The organism is Nonomuraea sp. NPDC051298, from assembly GCF_055586305.1.
The window spans coordinates 273198-291947 of the sequence record NZ_JBVJIM010000014.1 but is presented as its reverse complement, the minus strand read 5'-3'; the positions used below and the strand labels follow the sequence as shown (position 1 = coordinate 291947).

The 18750-nt window shown below is 69.4% G+C and carries 14 protein-coding genes and 1 pseudogene; 7 read left to right on the top strand and 8 right to left on the bottom strand.

The window, feature by feature from the left end:
- Positions 1-29: 29 nt before the first annotated feature.
- On the top strand, positions 30-809 hold the full coding sequence (locus ACZ6S0_RS34460; RefSeq protein ID WP_465923494.1) for an IclR family transcriptional regulator: 780 nt from the start codon (positions 30-32) through the stop codon (positions 807-809).
- Positions 810-1173: 364 nt separating this feature from the next.
- On the opposite strand, the gene ACZ6S0_RS34455 is transcribed toward ACZ6S0_RS34460, so the two are convergent.
- From ACZ6S0_RS34455 to ACZ6S0_RS34440, 4 genes and pseudogenes are all read right to left on the bottom strand, one after another.
- Entirely contained in the window at positions 1174-1620 is a 447-nt protein-coding gene (locus ACZ6S0_RS34455) for a nitroreductase family deazaflavin-dependent oxidoreductase (protein ID WP_465923493.1), read from the bottom strand.
- 370 nt (positions 1621-1990) lie between these two features.
- Positions 1991-2122: a hypothetical protein gene (locus ACZ6S0_RS34450; RefSeq protein ID WP_465923492.1), complete on the bottom strand. Its 132-nt coding sequence runs from the start codon at positions 2120-2122 to the stop codon at positions 1991-1993.
- Positions 2123-2566: 444 nt separating this feature from the next.
- Positions 2567-3697 carry a DUF6461 domain-containing protein gene (locus ACZ6S0_RS34445; protein ID WP_465923491.1) on the bottom strand — a complete coding sequence of 377 codons (1131 nt, stop codon included), beginning with the start codon at positions 3695-3697 and terminating at the stop codon, positions 2567-2569.
- Between the two features lie 969 nt (positions 3698-4666).
- Positions 4667-4957: pseudogene (locus tag ACZ6S0_RS34440) on the bottom strand (transposase); the annotation flags it as partial.
- A gap of 288 nt (positions 4958-5245) precedes the next feature.
- Here ACZ6S0_RS34440 and ACZ6S0_RS34435 point away from each other — a divergent pair.
- Positions 5246-5803 carry a hypothetical protein gene (locus ACZ6S0_RS34435; protein WP_465923490.1) on the top strand — a complete coding sequence of 186 codons (558 nt, stop codon included), beginning with the start codon at positions 5246-5248 and terminating at the stop codon, positions 5801-5803.
- Here the strand turns inward: ACZ6S0_RS34435 and ACZ6S0_RS34430 are convergent.
- Both ACZ6S0_RS34430 and ACZ6S0_RS34425 read right to left on the bottom strand, forming a co-directional pair.
- Positions 5770-7683 (bottom strand): tetratricopeptide repeat protein, encoded by a 1914-nt coding sequence (locus ACZ6S0_RS34430; protein WP_465923511.1) that lies wholly within the window; start codon positions 7681-7683, stop codon positions 5770-5772. The genes ACZ6S0_RS34435 and ACZ6S0_RS34430 overlap by 34 nt on opposite strands.
- Positions 7684-8071: 388 nt before the next feature.
- Positions 8072-8260, bottom strand: a complete 189-nt coding sequence (locus ACZ6S0_RS34425) for a hypothetical protein (protein ID WP_465923489.1) — start codon at positions 8258-8260, stop codon at positions 8072-8074.
- A 328-nt stretch (positions 8261-8588) separates the two neighbouring features.
- Between ACZ6S0_RS34425 and fxsT the strand changes: the two genes are divergently transcribed.
- Positions 8589-11111 carry an FxSxx-COOH system tetratricopeptide repeat protein gene (gene fxsT / locus ACZ6S0_RS34420; protein WP_465923488.1) on the top strand — a complete coding sequence of 841 codons (2523 nt, stop codon included), beginning with the start codon at positions 8589-8591 and terminating at the stop codon, positions 11109-11111.
- Between the two features lie 9 nt (positions 11112-11120).
- Here fxsT and ACZ6S0_RS34415 read toward each other — a convergent pair whose 3' ends face one another.
- Entirely contained in the window at positions 11121-12395 is a 1275-nt protein-coding gene (locus tag ACZ6S0_RS34415; RefSeq protein ID WP_465923487.1) for an HEXXH motif domain-containing protein, read from the bottom strand.
- Between the two features lie 29 nt (positions 12396-12424).
- On the bottom strand, positions 12425-13660 hold the full coding sequence (locus tag ACZ6S0_RS34410; protein ID WP_465923486.1) for an FxsB family cyclophane-forming radical SAM/SPASM peptide maturase: 1236 nt from the start codon (positions 13658-13660) through the stop codon (positions 12425-12427).
- Between the two features lie 280 nt (positions 13661-13940).
- Here ACZ6S0_RS34410 and ACZ6S0_RS34405 point away from each other — a divergent pair, with 280 nt between their 5' ends.
- The 4 genes from ACZ6S0_RS34405 (at position 13941) to ACZ6S0_RS34390 (ending at position 18735) form a co-directional block, all read left to right on the top strand.
- A complete protein-coding gene (locus ACZ6S0_RS34405; RefSeq protein ID WP_465923485.1) occupies positions 13941-14246 on the top strand; it encodes a response regulator transcription factor in 306 nt (101 codons plus the stop codon).
- A 380-nt stretch (positions 14247-14626) separates the two neighbouring features.
- Positions 14627-16141: a helicase HerA-like domain-containing protein gene (locus ACZ6S0_RS34400; RefSeq protein WP_465923484.1), complete on the top strand. Its 1515-nt coding sequence runs from the start codon at positions 14627-14629 to the stop codon at positions 16139-16141.
- 198 nt (positions 16142-16339) lie between these two features.
- Entirely contained in the window at positions 16340-17596 is a 1257-nt protein-coding gene (locus ACZ6S0_RS34395; RefSeq protein WP_465923483.1) for a helix-turn-helix domain-containing protein, read from the top strand.
- Positions 17597-17727: 131 nt separating this feature from the next.
- Positions 17728-18735: a lysostaphin resistance A-like protein gene (locus tag ACZ6S0_RS34390; RefSeq protein ID WP_465923482.1), complete on the top strand. Its 1008-nt coding sequence runs from the start codon at positions 17728-17730 to the stop codon at positions 18733-18735.
- Positions 18736-18750 lie beyond the last annotated feature (15 nt).

Sequence of the window (18750 nt, the reverse complement as noted above, 5' to 3'; positions counted from 1 at the left end):
CTCCCTACCCGAATGACGGAGTTTCCCGTATGGCAGCAGAAGGCGGCGTCCAGTCCGTACACAGGGCGATCGGCCTGCTCGACTGCTTCGGCGGCGGGGACGCCTCACTCAGCCTGTCCGACCTCTCGCGCAGGACGGGGCTGTCCACCTCGACCACGCACCGCCTGGCCAGGACGCTGGCCGTCGCCGGCTTCCTGGAACAAGAGACGCGCACGGGCCGCTACCGCCTCGGGCCGTCGATCACCGAGCTGGGGCAGCTCTCCTTCCACCGGCGCGGCCTGCACCGCATCGCGCCCGAACTGGCCGAGCTGGCCCGGATCACCTCCGCCACCGTGGACCTGGCCGTCCGCAACGACAGGCACGCGGTCATCCTGAGCGGCGGCTCGCTCAACCCCGACAGCGGCATCGGCCTGCGCCGCCCGCTGCACTCCACGGCGCTGGGCAAGGTCCTGCTGGCCTGGGACCCGGAGGGCAGGGCGGACCTGGAGTCGCTCGGGCCCCTGCGGGCGCTGACCGGCCGCACGATCGTGAACCACGGCGAACTACGCGCCGAACTGGACCGCGTACGCGAGGCCGGGTACGCGCTCAACGACGGGGAGTCGGGCGACGGAGTCCGCACGGTCGCGGTGCCGGTGCTCGACCGGCAGGGCCACGTGCGTTACGCGCTGGCCGTGCGCTCCACGCCGCTGGTCATGAGCGACGCGCGGATCGACTGGTTCGTCACACACGCGCGGGCCTGCGCCCGCGCGCTGGAGGTGCTGCTGATCCCGCCCGCCGAGCGCCGACTGCGCACCTCCGCCTCGGAGTGAGGCGGCCCGCCCGTCCGAACGGAGGTGGAAGGCCGCCATCGCCCAGCCGTCGTGGCGGTGGGGTGAAGCAGGAGGCAGTCTGGACCGCCCTGGGAATCTTGGATGCCTCGGTCCTTGTGCTCCGCGAGAGCAGCGGTGGCACGCCGCCCCGATCAGGCAGGGCCCGCACTCGACCGCAGGATCGGCCCATGGTCAACAACATCTGGAGCGGCCGGGCCGCGTCGCGGCACTGCATGTAGCGGCGGCCATCCGACACCGCCGTGCATCGAAACCTCGACGACCTACCCGCACGGCTCCGGGCGTCATCGTGGCGGTGCCGGCGGTGGCGGTGGCACGCGTCCAGCGGGACAGGCTTTTCCCGCGATCAGGCTTCGAGCGGCTCCAGTACGAACACCGGGATCTCCCGATCCGTCCTTTCCTGGTAGTCGGCATACGGCGGATAGGCCGCCACCGCACGCTGCCACCACTCGGCCTTCTCCGCGCCAGTCACTTCACGAGCCCTCATGTCCCGCTTGACCGGGCCGTCCTGAAGCTCCACACGGGGCTCGGACTTGAGGTTGAAGTACCAGACGGGGTGCTTGGGAGCGCCGCCCTGCGAGGCGACCACGGCGTATCGTCCTTCGTGCTCCACCCGCATCAGCGGCGTCTTGCGGATCTTGCCGCTCCTGGCGCCCAGATTGGTCATCACGATGACGGGCATTCCCGTGTCCCTCAAGGTCGTGCCCTTGGTGCCGCCGGAGTTCTCGTACAGCTCGACTTGCTCACGTACCCACTGCTCAGTGCTGGGTTCGTACTCGCCTTCAAGAGGCATGTCATCGGTCCCCTAGGTCGGCCAACTCGCGTACGGAGGGTGCAACGCCCGCGCCGTGCGGATTTCATCCATGTCTGGTCGCGGTCGCTGTGATGACGGTGTCCCTCCCCGTCAAAATGGACAGAGGTAGCACATAGTCGCAAAGCTCCGTGCTGAAGGTAAGGAAGCAGACATCCTTCGTGGGAGCAGACGAACAGGATCCACCGATCCCTGACCCAAGGTGCGCGAGCGAGCCAGGACCCGCCGCTTACAAGGCCCGGATCCTGGAAGAGTACGACCGGCTCGACAGGGGAAGCCCTGCCCTTGAAACTCGACTGCCTTGCGAACCCCGTCGGTGGGCTCTGATCGGCTACAAGTGCAAGGACAAGAGCTACCGGGCGATCCGCGCCTCACGCGTCGTCGAGGCGACCACGAGCAGCACCGTCGCGTCCCCCAAGTGTTCGATGATCGCTGCCAGTGGCTGTTTCCGTGAGCCCAGGCCGATCGCGACGGCCGCCACCACATGACCTACACCATCACCGGCCGGTTCGGCGCATGGCTGAACCAGATCCGCCTGATCGACGCTCCCGGCGCCCCGGCCCGGGTGACCTGGCACAGGTTGGCGTATCTCGCACTTTCCTCTACCTCCCGACCAGGCCGACCTGCTGAAACGACTCCGGGGCCTCGCCGAGCAGCAGCTCGGCGCCGGCCGTTCCCATCCAGCAACGCCTCAGCACACGATCACACGAGACCACCGTCAAGGCCCTTCGCAAGGCCAACCAGACCCTCCATGAGGGAGCCAACGCCCGGGCTCGTCGGTTGCGACCAAGGTGGTCGCGGGCGTCGACTGCGCGCTCTTCGTCGCCACCGTCATGGCCGTTCCTACGACAACTCGGCTCTCCCTCCGCAGACGCTGCCGCCCCATGGGCGCCTGCGCCCAAAAGATCTCCAGCCATCTGTTGCCCGGCTACAGCCAGTTCTCTCCGTGGACGATGTAGTGCTGGATCGCGGTGAGGGTGCGGTGGCGAAGGTAATCGCCGTTCTCGTGGCTCAGTCGGGTGGCCGCCGCTCGGTTCAGTGCGTTGGAAGCGGCCTTCTCCAGGTCGGGGTCGAGCGCGTGCCGTAATGTTTCGACCGCTTCCTGCCGCAGCATGATGCGGCCGACCTCCGTGTCGTGGCCCGGCACGGCGAAGCCGGTCGCTCCGGAGCGCTCGTACGCGGCCTGGGCCTCCTGCCGCAGTGTCGCGTGCAGGCTCCTGAGCCGCTCGCGCGCCGCTGCGGCGCGGGTCCCTCGCTCGCCGGTGGTCAGAAGATCGAGGACCTCTTCCACGACGTCTCCGTCGAGACCGGTGGTACGCAGTGCCAGGTCCACGGCCATGCGGACGATCTCCGGCAGCTTGTCCGGTCCAGGGGCGGCGGCCAGCGCCGCGATCCGCAGATCAGCGGCGGCAAGTTCGCGCATCTGCCTATCGAGGAACAGCGCGGGGGATGACGTGGAGTCGGACGGGATCACCAGCCGGTGGCTTCGCGCAAGCCACGCACGATCGACGCGTATGCCGGACAGGCGCTCGCCCAGGGCGAAGGCGGCGGCTTTGCCGTCGCCATGCCATTCGGCGGCACTGACCGGTAAGGAGTTCAACCAGTCGGCAACGGCGTCCGGATCGTCGCCGGTGGCGGCGAACAGCTCCATCGGGTCGAACGTGGCCAGGATCTCTCCGCGAGCGGCGAAGGTGACGGAGACGTGGAGGTTGACGGTCCAGCTCAGGCCCAGCGCCTCTCCACCTGAGGCGGTCAGTCGCCGCAGCAGCGCCGTGTCGGCACCCGCACAGGACATCGGCTCGATCAGAACCGCCCCATCGCCCTCCACGGCGAACAATGCCGTCCGCCGGGACGTTTCATCGTCCTCGCTCTCGTCGCTCTCGTCGTCCCCGTAGGAGTCCCAAAACGTCGACTGGACCCGGCTCCAGTCGGCGTTCACCACCTCATCGGAGGGACCGGCGCCGATGCCGCGCAGTGCCTCGTCGGCAGCGATGCCCTTCATCCAGACGAGGCCCACCGGGTCGGGGAAGACATCGTCAATGTCCGCGTAGTCGCTCATGACCTCTCGTCCGCTCACCGGGGTCTCCGGCACGGGACGAGGCCGTGCCGGAGACCGCTGCCGATCAATCTAACTGATCAGCTGGGATCGATGGGATTGTCGACCCCATCGATACTGCAGCCTCGGAAATCGGAGATCTCTTCGGGGTACAGAGCCTCAGTGGCCACAATGCCGGGGGCTCCGCTCGCCGGACGTGAATGCCCTAGCTGGATGACATCCACCCAGCGTCAGAGCCGTGATCAGAGCAGCGCGGCGGCGCGTCCGGCCGGATAAGCCAGACATTGATCGGCGTGTTTCACTCACAGCCTTTTGAACAGATGATGCAAAACAGGCCGATCATCATATAAGACACAACTAAAAGTAGAGATCGTTTTCAGTTGCGGGAACGAGATCCTCCGTGATCACCAGACAAGATCCACACTCGTCGTCGTGATCACATCGGACGGATGGTCAAGGCGGTCGAGGCCAACGATCTCACCCGTGCTGGCCAACCTGGACCGCCCCGGCGAAGTTGGAGGCTGGATCGGTACTCCACCTCTCACGGTTTCCGCCGCTTGAGGATCTTCCTTCACCCCACTCCTCGTGCGAGGATCCCAGGACGACAGGTTCTCCTGTTCCGTACAAGAGCCTGGATCGCGCTCGCGCCCTCTTCATGCCGGACACCACCAGAGCAGTAAACAGGTATTTCTCTGGCTCATCCCGGAACCGCGTTTCCGTCCCGGTTTTGATGTCTTCTACAGCATTTCGACGCGTCAACAAGGGTTCGGTTTCACTCGCCTTCACGATCCACGCCTGACGCACTCATCGGCGCGCCTTTTCCGCAAGGCTCACCACTCCGGCTCTTAACCGACGCGGCTTGCGGTGGTTTGCAGCCTCCGCCTGCACGGCGGCTATGGAGGCCCACCTCCATCTCTTGAACGGCACTGCCAACCACCAGATCGGCACCTACCCGACCCACCGTCAACATTCGGGACACACAAACGCCGACGCGGCCTTCAGGATCTCGTTCGCCCGCCGCAGCTCACGGTTCTCCCGCTCCAACTCGGCGATCCGCTGCGCGTCACCCGACGTCCGGCCAGGACGCCTCCCGCCATCGACCTCGGCCTGCCGCACCCTGGTCCGCAACGCCTCCCGATGCACCCCGAACTGGTCCGCGACCCGAGCCAGCACACCCGTGCCCTCGCCCGCATCACGAAGATCAAAAACCATCCGAACCGCGCGTTCACGCAGCTCAGGCGCGTACTTTCTCGGAGGTGCCATAACTCCTCACCCTTCCAGGTATCGGAGCCTCCAGCCAACCCGGGGCGATCCATGGTCGATCTGACGGCCAGAATCTGCCAGACAACAACTGCCAAGGTCCCGATCGCAAGTACTGCAGGGCGGCCTTATCGCTTCGCGGAACCGCAGCTCAGGCCATTCATGCGGGTTTGACATCGTTGCAGGAGGCTCTGGTCGTCTGCTACAGCACGACTACCCCGAGAAGCTGAAATGCGGATTTTGGCGGAAGAACGTCTTACAGAACTCAGGATCCGATGCCAGACTCCTGATATGGCAGATGCCTCTGTCGTGACGGCCATCATCTCGGCGGCCGGTGGAATGGTCGGCGCGCTCAGTGCCCTCGGGGGCGTCGCCCTGACCAACCGGGCCGCCGCCAGGAAGGAAGAGCGGGAGGCGGGGCGGCGGAGGGAAGAACAGCAGACACAGGCGCGCGAGCAGGCGTACGGGGATCTACTGGGCGGAGTTCTCAAGCTGCGCCTGCAGGTGGAGGTCGCGGCCCACCATCCCTGGGAGGACATGAACGAGCGGCTCGCCGCCATCGAGGCGCAGGCGGCGTCGGTCGGCGACCTGGCCTCCCGGGCGGCCGTACTGTGCCCCGGCGAGGTGGCAGGAACGGCGCGGGCGCTGGCGACAGCCGCGTACGGCCTGGCGAGCCAGGCCACCCGGCACACCAGAATGAGCTTTGACGAGGGCGGCCAGTTCGTGAGCGGGCAGATGCTGGAGCCGCCGTCGTTCCAGCGGCTGGATCGATGCGTCGATGACTTCTGCAGGGTAGCCGTCGAGCCTGAAGGCGCTCAGGAGCCGCTCGAGGTGTCTCCCAAGAGCTGAGCGGCCTCGGTGTGCTGGTGACGGGTGAGGGCGGGAGCGGTGGCGGCCAGCGAGAGGCGGGCCAGGTCCGCGGCCGCGGTGCGGTCGCCGCCCAGCGCCCGCACCCGGGCCGCGTAGAGGAGTGCGGGCCCGTTGCCGGAACCGGCCTCGAGCACGGCCGCCATCTCCTCTTCAGCGCCGCGGGAATCTCCTGTGCCGATGAGGGCGAGGGCGCGGGCGGCGCGGCCTTCGGGGCGTAGATGCGGCCGGACCTGGTCGAGGTCGCGCAGGGCACTCTCCGCCTGGCCCAGATCGGCCAGCATCTCCCCACGGGTACGCAGCGCCTCGGGCGTGTGGGAATCGGCGTCGAGCACCTCGGTGAGCACGGTCACCCCGGCGCGGCTGTGCCCGACCTGCCACAGAGTCCGGCCCAACTCGGTCTGCAGGGTGAGGTCGGCGGGCAGCCGGTCGACGGCGGAACGCAGGGTCTCGACCGCTTCGACGTCGAGGCCCTGCGCCAGGAGCGAGTGGCCGACGGCGGCCAGCAGGTAGGCCACGGCCACGTTGTCCTGGAGGGCTTCGAACAGGGCGGCGGCGGTGCGGTAGCAGGTCACGGCCCGCTGGGGGTCGCGTCGCAGATGGGCGATGTCTCCCATGCGCGACTGGGCACGCGCCAGCAGCGTCAGGTCCGCCTCGCCCGCGGCGGCGAGGGCGGCGCCTGCGTTGTGCTCCGCGGCCGCCAGATCCCCTCTGAACAGCGCGGACGCGGTCGCCGACAGGTGCCGCTCCGGACCGCTGTCGCCCGGGTGCAGATCGGCGATGTCCAGGTTCGTGAGCGGGCCGGTCAGGAGCTCGTGGCGCAGCCGGTACGGCGGGCGTGCCTCGAGCACGTACCTGTCCTGGAAGGCCGTGAGCACGGCGGCGGGCAGACCCTCGCGGGCGGCGGCCTCCGCCGCGTCGGCACCGGGCCCCGTGGCGAACGTCCGTTGCAGCCACGACGCGAGGCGCAGCGTCGAGACGTTGTGCTCGGCGGCCACGTCCGCGATCGCCTGCCCGCAGAACTCCCGGAGCGATCGCTCGATGCCGGGATGCGCGTGCACGTCCTGGACGGTGATGGCCGTGATGTCGGCGGGCAGCGACGCCCACAGCCGGGAACAGACCGCCTGCAGGAGCACCGGATCGACCGCGTCGCGTCCCGTGGCGACCGCGGAGACGATGTCCTCGGCCGCGCCGTCGGCGTACCATCTCCCGCTGCCCTGGACCGGCCGCTCCACGGCCTCCACGGCGTCGGCCGCCGTCAGCGGGGCCAGCACGTACGGCTCCAGGGGCCCCAGGGCGGCCTCGAGGTCGGCGAGACGCTCTTCCCTGACCGACAGCAGGAGGTGCAGATCCGGCAGCTCGCCGATGGCCTCGCGCAACTGGGCCAGGAAGTCGGCCCGGTGGGGATCGAGCCGGGCGTGTCGTTCGAAGACCTGCTCGACCTGGTCGATCGCCACGAAGAAGGGACTCGGACGGCCTGGGTGGCCGGCGCGGCGGAGGAACTCGTACACGGACAACCCGGCGAGATGGCTCGGCGGCGTCGCGGGCGCCCAGGAGCAGAGCAGGGCCAGCGTGTACGGGTTGTGCTCGGGCAGTGCGGCGAGCGCCGGCGGTGGCGGTCCGAAGGGCCGGCCGACGGGCAGGAGGCCGGCGGTGCGGAAGGTGGTGTCAGAGGCGAGCCGCGCGTGGAGCAGCGAGGTCTTGCCTGAGCCGGGCGGCCCGGTGAGCACGCTCAGCCGATGCCGCCGCCAGCGGTCGGCGAGCTCGGCCACCGCTTCGGAGCGCCCGAAGAATTGCTCGGCTTCTTGCGCACGAAAAGGGCGAACGCCAACATATGGCTGCCGATCGACATAGTGGGCCATCACGCTGACAGTCATCGCAGCGATCCCATTCGAAATGGGGGTCCTGCAAGCAGGATCGGCTTCGGATACGTGAGTCCGACCGCGTTCGTTCGCTGACCGCCGGGCTGAAGGAACAGCCATGCGGCGATGGCGAGAAGGAGGCGTGTCGGCCGGGTGCGCGATTGCCATGGAGAAGACGGCGACTGCTCAGAAATGCTGTCGACTCCTCTCACGGTAAGCGCCGTCGCCCGGCGGAGCCCGGTCCGACGTATGACGTGAGTTTATGCCGGTGGGCGGTGCACTCAGACCGCGACCCACCGCAGAGCCCGCGTGCGCTTCGTGCGCCCGCATCCCGGTCTCCTCTCCTGCCTCGCGGGGAGCTGGCTGCGATCCGTGTCGTGAAGTGACGTCATATGCTCTGATTGAACCCGAGGAGCGATCCGTTCTGGGTCAATGCCCTCTTCACCGCCTGACCGAACACGGAGGGGTCTTCCGCGGAGAGGGCCGCTATGTCGCGGAGCGAGACTCCAGAGAGATCGAGCAGGCCACCGCCGTCTTCGTCGACACGCTCGTGCAAACCATCCTCCTGCCTCTCCACTGTCACTCCAGACTTCGGGGCGGTCGCTCGCACGGCCGGGCCGCGCGAGCCCGCTTCTTGAAGGCATGCCTGCCACAGCATCGCCCATATGACGGACCTTGCCTAGGGGGAGGGACGCGTACACCGCAAAGTTTGTGACCAGGTGGAACCTTCGAGCCGAAGATCATCGGATCGGAGGTCTGTCCCTTTATATCCTGATTGGTGTAGTAGGTGATGGTGTGAGGATATTGATGGAATATTAGGATGGAATGTGAATTATTTGCCGCGCTGACCATTGCTCTGAGGTGTCAAGCTAGGAGGCCCGCGTCAGTGTTGCTACGATCGGTCCGTGACGGCTTCTCGGACGGTGGGACGCGGCGGATTGCCGGAAGTGTGGGGCGAAAAGATTCCTCCACGCAATAAGAATTTCACTGGTCGAGAAGGGCTTCTCGAACGGCTTCGCGATGGAATCGCATCTGATGTGACGGCGGTGGTGCCGCACGCCCTTCACGGTATGGGAGGCGTCGGCAAGACCCAGGTCGCCGTGGAGTATGCCTGGCGTTATCAGTCCGAATACGACCTCGTCTGGTGGATATCCGCAGACCAGGCGCTGCTGGTGCCCGCGGCGCTGGCCGCGCTGTCTCCCCGGCTCGGGCTCCCGCCCGCCAAGGCGGTCGGCATCGACGACACCGCCGCTGCCGTCCTGCACGCGCTGCGCCGCGGCGAGCCGTACGAGCGGTGGCTGCTCATCTTCGACAACGCCGACCGCCCCGAGGACATCAACCAGCTCATTCCGCGCGGTCCCGGCCATGTCCTCATCACCTCGCGCAACCAGGAGTGGCGCAGCGTCGTCGAGACCGTCCCCGTGGACGTGTTCACGCAGGGTGAGAGCGTTCAGTTCCTGCACAAGCGCGTGTCCAGCAACCTGCGGGAGGCGGACGCCCAGCGGCTCGCCGACGAGCTGGGGCACCTGCCGCTCGCGCTGGAGCAGGCCGGCGCGCTGCAGGCCGAGGCGGGCATCTCGGTGGACGAATACCTCCAGCAGCTCGCCAAGCACATGCCCGACACGTTGCAGATGCCCAAGCCGCTCGACTACCCGCGGTCGATGACGGCGGCCTGGCGGCTGTCGGTGAGCCAGCTCGAGCAGCAACTGGCCGAAGCCGTCGAGCTTCTCCGGTGCTGCGCGTTCTTCGGCCCCGAGCCCATTCCGGTCGACGTCTTCCGCTGGGCCGTGTCCGACGCGGTGGGCCCCGGCCTGCAGCAGCTCCTCGATCGGCCGCTGCTGCGCAGCAAGGCCATCCGCGTGATCGGTCGCTACGCCCTGGCCAAGCTCGATCCAGAGACGCGCACCCTGCAGGTGCACCGGCTCATCCAGGCGCTGCTGCGGGCCGACCTCAGTGAGGAAGAGCATCACCGTTACCGGAAGGTGGTCCACCTCCTGCTCGCCAGCGCCCTGCTGGGCGATCCGGACGACGAGGCCAACTGGCCACGCTACGCGGAGCTGGTCCAGCACATCGTGCCGGCCGAGGTGGCGACCACTCGCGATCCGAAGGTGCGCGAGTTCGCGCTCAAGATGGTGCGTTACCTCTACATGTCCGGTCAGCACCAGACGAGCCGCGCCTTCGTGGAGAGTTTTCTCAGCGAGTGGATCAAGGAATCTGGTGCGGACGACGAGCACGTGATCGTGGCCCAGTCGCAGCTCGGCCTCGTTCTGCGGGAGCTGGGCGACTACTCGAAGGCATACGAGACCGACAGGTCGGCGCTGGAGCGTTCGCGCCAGGTATTCGGGCCGGAGCACGAAAGGTCGTTGTTCATCTCGCAGGGGTTCGGGGCCGACCTGCGCGCCCTCGGCGACTTCGACCGGGCACGAGAGCACGACGAGGACGTCCTGCGCGGACACGAGGCCACGTTCCAGCCCGACCATCTCGAGCTGTTGTCCGCCAAGAACAACCTGGCCCTCGACTACGCCCTGATCAGCCGCTACGAGCGCGCGCGAACCGTGCACGAGGAGGTCTTCACCCTCTCGAGCAGGAAACTCGACGTCAGCAAGGTGTCCCACCTCGCGTTCTGGGGCAACCTCGCCCGGGTGGTGCGGTTGTGCGGCGACTACGAGGAGGCCAGCGATCTCGGCGAGGACGCCCACGCCTTCGGCGTCCAGGAGCTGGACGTCGAGCACTGGGTGACCCTGCGCACCGCCAAGGACCGTTCGATCGCACTGCGCCGTACGGGCCGGGTCGATGACGCGCTCGAGCTGGCGCAGGACGTCTACGAGCGATACAAGCGGCTCTACGGTGCGAGCCACCCCGACACGCTGGCCGCCGCCATGAACCTCGCCAACACCATGCGGAGCACGGGCCGGATCAATTCCGCGTTCGACCTGGCCCAGGACACGATGAACCGCTATCCGCAGGCGTACGGCCAGGACCATCCCTACAACCACGGGTGCGCGGGCAACCTCGCGTTGCTGCACCGGGTGCGGGGAGACGCCGAGAGCGCGCGCAAGCTCAACGACCTGTGCCTGCGTGCCCTGCAGTCCAGGCTCGGCCTCGACCACCACTACCCCCTCACCGTGGCGATCAATCTCGCCAGCGACCTGACGGCGCTCGGCGAGCTGGACGCCGCGCTGAGCCTCAGCGAGGACGCGCTCGAGCGGACCCGGCGGGTGCTCGGTGAGACCCACCCGCTGGCGCTCGGGTGCGCCGCCAACCTGTCCGTGGTGCTTCGGCGCCGGGGCGCCGACGAGCAGGCCCAGGAGCTGCAGTCGCGGACCATCGCCCAGTACGAACGCGTTCGCGGCCACGACCACCCCGACACGGTGGTCGCGACGGAGGGCAGGCAGCTCGACTTCGACTTCGACCCGCCGCCCATCTGACGGCCGTCGTCACGCCTGCAGGCCCGCGTTCGCCCGTCGCCAGCGGACCAGGTGGCGCTCGTTCGCCGCGCGCGCCCGCGCCGCGGCGGCACTGGGCACCTGCTCGCTCTGCCAGTCGGCCAGAACCCGGCACATGTGCGCGGCGAACTGCTTTCCCGCGGGCGTCAGCAGGCCGGAGGCCAGGAGGGTGTCCACGGCTCTGTGGGCGCCGGTACGCCAGCGCGCGAACTCGCTGTGCGCGAGCAGGGCCCTGTCACCGCGCTCGCGGGTGCGCTGGCGCCGCCAGAACCCGCTGACGCCCAGGTAGGCGTACGCCCCTTGCAACAGGCCGTCGGCCGGTCGCGGATCCTCCCGCCAGGGCGCGTAGAACCGGCGACTGTCATCGGGCTCGATCAGACGCACGATGTCGAGCAGGGCTCCCAGCTTGGCGTGCTGTACCTCGTGCGCGAGCACCGCGGCGAGCGTGAGGCCGTCCGTGGGCGCCGACAGACCGACCGTGCCGAAGGTCTCCGAGGCCGTCCCGCTCACCTGCCCGTCGGCGGGCGGGCGAAGCGGGGTGAGCACCCGATGCGCCACCGCGATCTCCGCGGCCGTGGCCGGGTGATGGGCGGTGAGGATGTCCCACGCCTCCTCGAAGGCGGAACGCCAGCTCCGCAGCTCTCCTTCGGGCAGCCGGTCGGCCACGTCCGCCGGCATGCGGTGCGGGTCGACGTCGTCGAGGACGAGATCGAGGGTGCGGCCATTGGCGGAGGCGGTCAGTCGCCGCACACCGCGCCAGCCCGGGGCGTCGCGGGTGTGGTCCGCGGGGATCGGCACGCGCACGTCCTGGACGGAAACCTCCGCGCCCCGGGGCGTGGACCGCACCGTGGCCGTGCCCTCCGGCAGGAGCGCCTCCCCCAGCGACGGCAGGGGCAGCGATCCCCCGAAGGTGCGCACGTCGATGGAGAGCGGGGCCCGCGCCCTGATGGCGGCGGCCGCCGTGACCGCGGCGAGGTGGTCGGGGCGGGCCCGCGCCGGGTCGTGGTCGAGGGCGAGCAGGGTGGTGCGCAACCAGGCTCCCACGGCCGGATAGCACAGCACGTCCTCGACCGCCTCGGGTGCCTCGTCCTGCAGCGCGGCGAGCCGGTCGTAGGCGTCCGCGGCCCGGCCCGCGCCCGGATGCCTCGTCGTCCTGGCGCTCTGCACGACCCCGCGCAGCAGCAGCAGATGTTTGCTGCGTTCGACGGTGGCGAGCTGGCGCACGGCCTCGGCGCCACCCCCTCCGGCCGCCAGAGTGGCGAACACCTCGTCAGATATGCGGTGCCTGCGGAGGTTCATCGAAGCCTTTCGAGCTGGGCGGCGAGATCGGCAGCCACGACCCTTCTGATGTGCCGGACGAGCTGCAGCAGGTCGGGGCAGTACACCGACGGATTGGCGAAGCCGCTCCCAGAGCGGTAGCGGTGGGCGAACTGGCCGCCGCCGCAGACGCTCCGCATGTCGCACGCCCGGCACTCCGGGGCGAGCGCGGGCTCGCCGAGCTGGCGGGCCGCGGCCTCGGGCAGGAGCAGGGCGTCGTCGAACGTGTTCATGTCCACGCGCAATCCGGTGGAGGCGGCACCGGGGGAGGAGGATCGCACGGTGTCGGACAGCTCTATCGTGCCGTCAGTGTCGATCACGAGGACCGTCACCGGGGACAGTCCGACCGCTTCGCTGTTGGACCGGCCGCCGAGCAGTAGCTGGATGATCTCGCTGAAGAGGCGGATGTCGGTCTCCATGTGCGGCGCGGAGTACCAGCGGTCGAAGACGGCGATCAACCAGTCGGCATACGGCGTCGTCGCGGAGCCGGGAAGGCGCCCCGGTGGCGGAAACGACCAGTTGCCCAGCGGGAGCAGGAAGTCGATCCTCGGCGGCCGGTGCTCGAGTAACGCCTCATAACTGGCCAATGGATCGTTGCGCAGATCTATCGTGCACAGCAAACCACTGAACAGATGCGGAAACGAGTCGCGGAGCAGGCGCAGCGACCGGGTGACGGCGTCGTAACTGCCCTTGCCGTTCGCGAATTTCCGGTGCTGGTCATGGGCTTTCCTGTCACCGTCGAGACTTACCGCCACGGCGATATCGAGTTCCGCGAACAGGCGAAGGTGGCCGGCGTCGAGCCGGATGCCGTTCGTCTGCACGCGGGCGCCCACCCGGGCGGACCGGCCGACCGCCTCGCGGGTGGCGGTGACGATGTGGGCGATGAGGTCGGGACCGGCGAGAAGGGGCTCGCCGCCGTGGAGTATCAACTCGGCGGAGGGCAGGTCGTGGGCCAGGACATGTTCGGCGATGCGCGCGGCGGTGCGTGTGGCGGTGGCGGCGGACATGCGGATCGGCTGGTCCCGCCAGCTCTGGTCCGCCATTTCATAGACGTAGCAGTACGCGCACGAAAGGTCGCACCTGCTATTGACCTTCAATACGAATTCGCGAAATGGAGTGGGCACCCACCCCTGGGCTCTGAGGATGCCGGGATCCAAGGTTCTCGGCCACTCGGTATGGTCTGGACGCTCCATCGATCCGAGGTTCAGCGCCACGCCTTGATCAACTCCCGAGGTTTGAGCGTTCGGCGCGTCGTTGCGCAATCGGTTGATGGACCACAACCACTATGAGCGGGTAAAAGGATCTCGTCAAACCACCGATCAGGGAGAAGGGCGTTCCAAATGGCGAAAGAACGGCCTTGCGGGACCGCCGGGTAAAGACGCGCAAGACTTGAGGGTTTGCCGGCGGCGGCCCGTTCGACGGGGCCGGACTCCACCCCGCGCTCCACCCATCGGAAGTGCCGCTCCACCCCGTCCCGTTCCTACCGTCTCGTCCATGGACAAACGCAACGGCCGGACGGGCCTCTGGCTCGATCTCCTGCACCGGCTCCTGGACGCCAACGGGGGAAAGTCCCGCGCCGCGCCGCCGCCGGTCACGACCTGCCCGGACGGGCTGACCGCCCGGGAGGTCGAGGTGCTGCGGCTCATCGCCGGCGGTCTCAGCAACACCGAGATCGGCGCGACCCTGTTCATCGCGGAGACGACCGTCAAGACGCACATCAACAACGCCTTCGCCAAGATCGGCGTCCGCGACCGCACGGAGGCCGCCCTCTACGCGCACGACAAGCTGGGCCCGCGATGACCTCGCCGCGTGCGGCCGTCCTCGGCCTGGCCGGAGGTGGCGGCGTGCGGGCGGCCCGCGTGGTGGCGCTGGTCAGCGCGTTGGGAGCAGGAGATTGATGATGAGCGTGAGCACGATGGACAGCAGTATCGACGCGACGATCATCGTCAGGCAGCCCATCCAGCCGCCCAACGGCCTGACGTCCCAGTTCCCGATTCGCACAGTCACCGCCCCTACCCGGGCGAGCCGGACAGGGGCCGCACTTTGCCAAGACTTGGCGGAGATCTTCACCGCGCTGCCGGTGTCCGAGCTGTTCGGGGCCCGTCCTTGGGCAGGTGGTACCTCAAGCGGGAGAAAGGCGTTCCTGCCGTAGGCGAGGCACCGGCAAGCGGGGGAGAGCGATGAAGGGGTACGACTTCGAAGGACCGGCGCTGGAGCTCGGGGCCCTGGTGTCCGAGGACGGCACCGCCGACCCCGCAGAGCGCATCCGGATCCCGTTGGGCATGCTCAACCGCCACGGCCTCGTGGCCGGAGCCACCGGGACGGGAAAGACCAAGACCCTCCAGCTCATGGCGGAGCAACTCGCCGCGCAGGGCGTTCCGGTCTTCCTCGCGGACGTCAAGGGCGACCTGTCGGGCCTGGCCTCACCGGGCACGCCCGCCGAACGCGTCTCCCGGCGCGCCGCCGAGGTGGGACAGACCTGGCAGCCCGTCGCCTGCCCCGTGGAGTTCCTCTCGCTGGGCGGTCTGGGGTCGGGTGTCCCGATCCGCGCCACCATGACCGCCTTCGGCCCGACCCTGCTCGCCAAGGTCCTCGGGCTCAACGAGACGCAGGAGTCCTCGCTCGGGCTGATCTTCTACTTCGCCGACAAGAACGGGCTGCCGCTGCTGGACCTCAAGGACCTGATCGCGGTCATCCGGTACCTGACCGCCACCCCCGAGGCGCTGAGCGGGATCGGCGGCCTGTCGGCGGCGACGGCGGGGGTCATCCTCCGTACGCTGACCAACTTCGAGGCGCAGGGGGCCGAGGCGTTCTTCGGCGAGCCGGAGTTCGACGTGCGCGACCTGCTCCGGGTGACGGAGGACGGCCGCGGGATGGTCTCCATCCTCGAACTGCCCGCCGTGCAGGACCGGCCGCAGCTCTTCTCCACCTTCCTGATGTGGCTGCTCGCCGACCTCTTCCAGGCGCTGCCCGAGGTGGGCGATCCCGACAGGCCGAAGCTCGTGTTCTTCTTCGACGAGGCGCATCTGCTGTTCGACGGCGCGTCCAAGGCGTTCCTGCAGTCGATCACCCAGACCGTGCGGCTGATCCGGTCGAAGGGCGTGGGCGTGTTCTTCGTCACCCAGACGCCGAAGGACGTACCGGCGGACGTGCTGGCCCAGCTCGGCGCGCGCGTGCAGCACGCCCTGCGCGCCTTCACCCCCCAGGACGCCAAGGCGCTCAAGGCCACCGTGTCGACCTTCCCCGCGTCCTCCTACGACCTGGAACGGCTGCTCACCGAGCTGGGCATCGGCGAGGCCGTCGTCACGGTCCTGTCGGAGACGGGCGCGCCGACGCCGGTGGCCTGGACCCGCCTGCGCGCTCCCGAGACGCTCATGGCGCCGTCCGCCCCGGACGTGGTCGAGGGCGTCATCGCCGCCTCTCCGCTGCGGCAGAAGTACGGCACGGCGGTCGACCGCGAGTCGGCCTACGAGATCCTGTCGGAGAGGCTGTCCGCCCAGCAGCCCGCCGAGACCCCCGAAGCCCCGCGCGAGCCGGAGCGGCCCAGGGAGCGGGAGCCCGAGCCGAGGCAGTCGATGCTGGAGAGCGTGCTGGAGTCGAAGGAGTTCCGCTCCATGGCCAGGTCGGCGGCGTCCGCCCTGGGCCGGGAGATCACCAGGTCCATCTTCGGCACCGCCCGCCGCAGGCGGCCGTAGCAGCGGTCGAGTCTCGTCGGCGTCGCTGGTACGGCACGCGCCGGACGCCCGGCGTCCGGGCCAGAGCGCGGCGAACCGAACCGGCCCGTTGTGCCTGGGCGCAGGCACGCGGTGAGGTGAGATGTTCTTGTCATCGGGATGCCTCTGTATTCTCGTGTCAAGGCAGGTTTACCCGGGTGCGGGCAAGGAGGGGCGCGGATGGTCCGGCTGACCAGGGCTCAGCAGCAGGAGCGCACGCGCGCGGCCGTGCTGGCCGCGGCGAGGGCGGAGTTCGCCGAGCGGGGATACGCCGCGGCGAAGGTCGACGCGATCGCCGAGCGGGCCGAGCTGACCCGGGGCGCGGTCTACTCCAACTTCCCGAGCAAGCGGGCCCTCTACCTGGCGGTGCTGGTCGACCTGGTCGAGGGCGGCGTGACCGGCGACGCTCCGCCTTCACAGCCGTCGTCCTCTTCGCCACCGCCCGCCCCGCTACCGCCCGCCCCGTCACCGCCCGCCCCGTCACCGCCCGCCCCGTCACCGCCCGCCCCGTCACCGCCCGCACCGTCGTCGGCCGCCGAGGCGCTGGGGGCGTTCGCCCGTACCTGGCTCGAACGGCTGCCTCTGGTCGGAGACACACCCGCGGCCGGTCAGGTGCACGTCCGCTCGCTGGCCGGGGTGCTCGACGACGACGCGATCCGCACCGTGTTCGGTCAGGTGAACGGGCTGGAGACGCTGCTGCTGGCGCTCGCGCTGGAGGCGTACTCGCCCGCCGGTGCGCCGCCCGCGCGGCAGGTGCGGCGGGCCGCGCTGGCCCTGAGACTGCTGGACGGCCCCGGCGCCTCGGTGGATCCGGCGCTCGGCTTCGGCGACCCCTTCGACGTCGCGCACGGTTGCGCGCATCTGTACGGCCTCGCCCTCGCCGACACCTGGGACCCGCCGTACCTGCCCTACGTCGGTCCGGCCCGCTCCTGCCAGGACCGGTGGGACCCACCTCCGGAGCTGCGGGACCTGGTCACCGATCGCCCGGTCGGGTTCGACGAGGACGGTGTGATCGCGGTGCTCGGCGTCAACCGTCTCGACGCCGCCGAGGAGGCCGTCCGCGCCGCGCGGGAGGGCGACCGCGTCACCGTGGCCGTGGCGACGACCGACCCGGCCGAGTTGGGCCGTCTCGTACGGCTGAGGATCGGCGACTTCGCCCAGTGCCTGCGGCGCGTGTTCGCGCCGGACGCCTGGCCGCGCCTGCGTCTCGTCCTCGACGACCACGGCCTGCTGGCGTCGGCCGTGGGCGTGCCGGACGCCGGCGACGCCACCGAACACGCGGTACGCGTCCAGCAGGGCACGCTGGTCGCCCGAGCCCACGGACGGGGCGCCGCACACGCCGCCGCGACCGCCCATCCTGCGGCCACAGGCAGGTCCCGCACCACCCCCGACAGGGCCGCACCGCGACCCGGCCGTCAGGGCAGGTCCGGCGGCTGACCGACCCGATCGTCCCCTCGCCCGGCCGGACCGGGGCCATGGCAAATGTCATGCCCGTGCCGGGCAGATCCCACAGGAGCTCATGGCCGACGGCACTGCTGCCGCGCCGAGTCCCGCAGGAGGGTGGACGCATGCGCCACAACGGTCCCGACTCCCCGGCCTTCGACCCGGACGCCCATCCGCCCGCCCCCGCACCGCCCGCCCTCGCACCGGCCCTGCTCCACGACGCGTCACGGCGCCGCCGTGGCCCGCGGCCGGTTCCGCCGGGCGTTCCCTACCATCGCGTACTGGCCGGTGAGAAACGCCGGGTCGGACGCGGCGTCCTGGCGCTCGTGCTGCTCCTCGTCGGGCTGTTCGGCATCGGCGGTGTCCTCAGCGCCCTCGGCTCCGCCATCGACCAGGCGCTCGGCAGGACCAACCCGATCGCGGGCGGTACGGAGTTCACGCCGATCTACCACGCCGCGAACCTCATCTCGATCGCGCTGATGATCCCATGGAGCATGTGCGTCCAGCGCCGGCTGTACGGGGTGAGGGGGGCGTCGCTGCACTCCGTGCTGTCCGCCTTCCGTCCCGCCGTGTTCGGCCGCGCGGCACTGACGCTCGTGCCGATCTGGGTGCTCTACATGACCGGCTTCTTCCTCCTCTCGCCCTACACGCCAGGATCGTGGCGGTTCGCCGACCTGGTCGCCGTGTTCGTCATCACGCTGCTGCTGTCGCCCCTGCAGTCGGCGGGGGAGGAGTACGGCTACCGTGGCCTGGCGTTCCGGGTGGCCGCGAGCTGGGGCCGTGGGCCCCGTACGGCGCTCGTCCTCGGCCTGGCCGTGTCGAGCGTGCTGTTCGCGGCCATCCACCTGTCCACCGACCCGTGGCTGAACGGCTACTACCTCACCCTCGGCGTCACGTTCGGCCTCATCACGTGGCGCACGGGCGGTCTGGAGACGGCGATCGTCATCCACGCGGCCAACAACACGCTCGCGTACCTGCTGGTGATCGTCACCCACGCCGACCCCCTCGCGGGCGCCGACCGCTTGGCGGGCACGGGGACGGCCGTGATGCTCCTTCCCTGCGTCCTGTTGGCGGTGATCACCGCCGTCGTCTGGGCGCGCACGCGAAGGACCGGTCCCGGCCTGACAGCCTGACGGCTGGTGGGACGG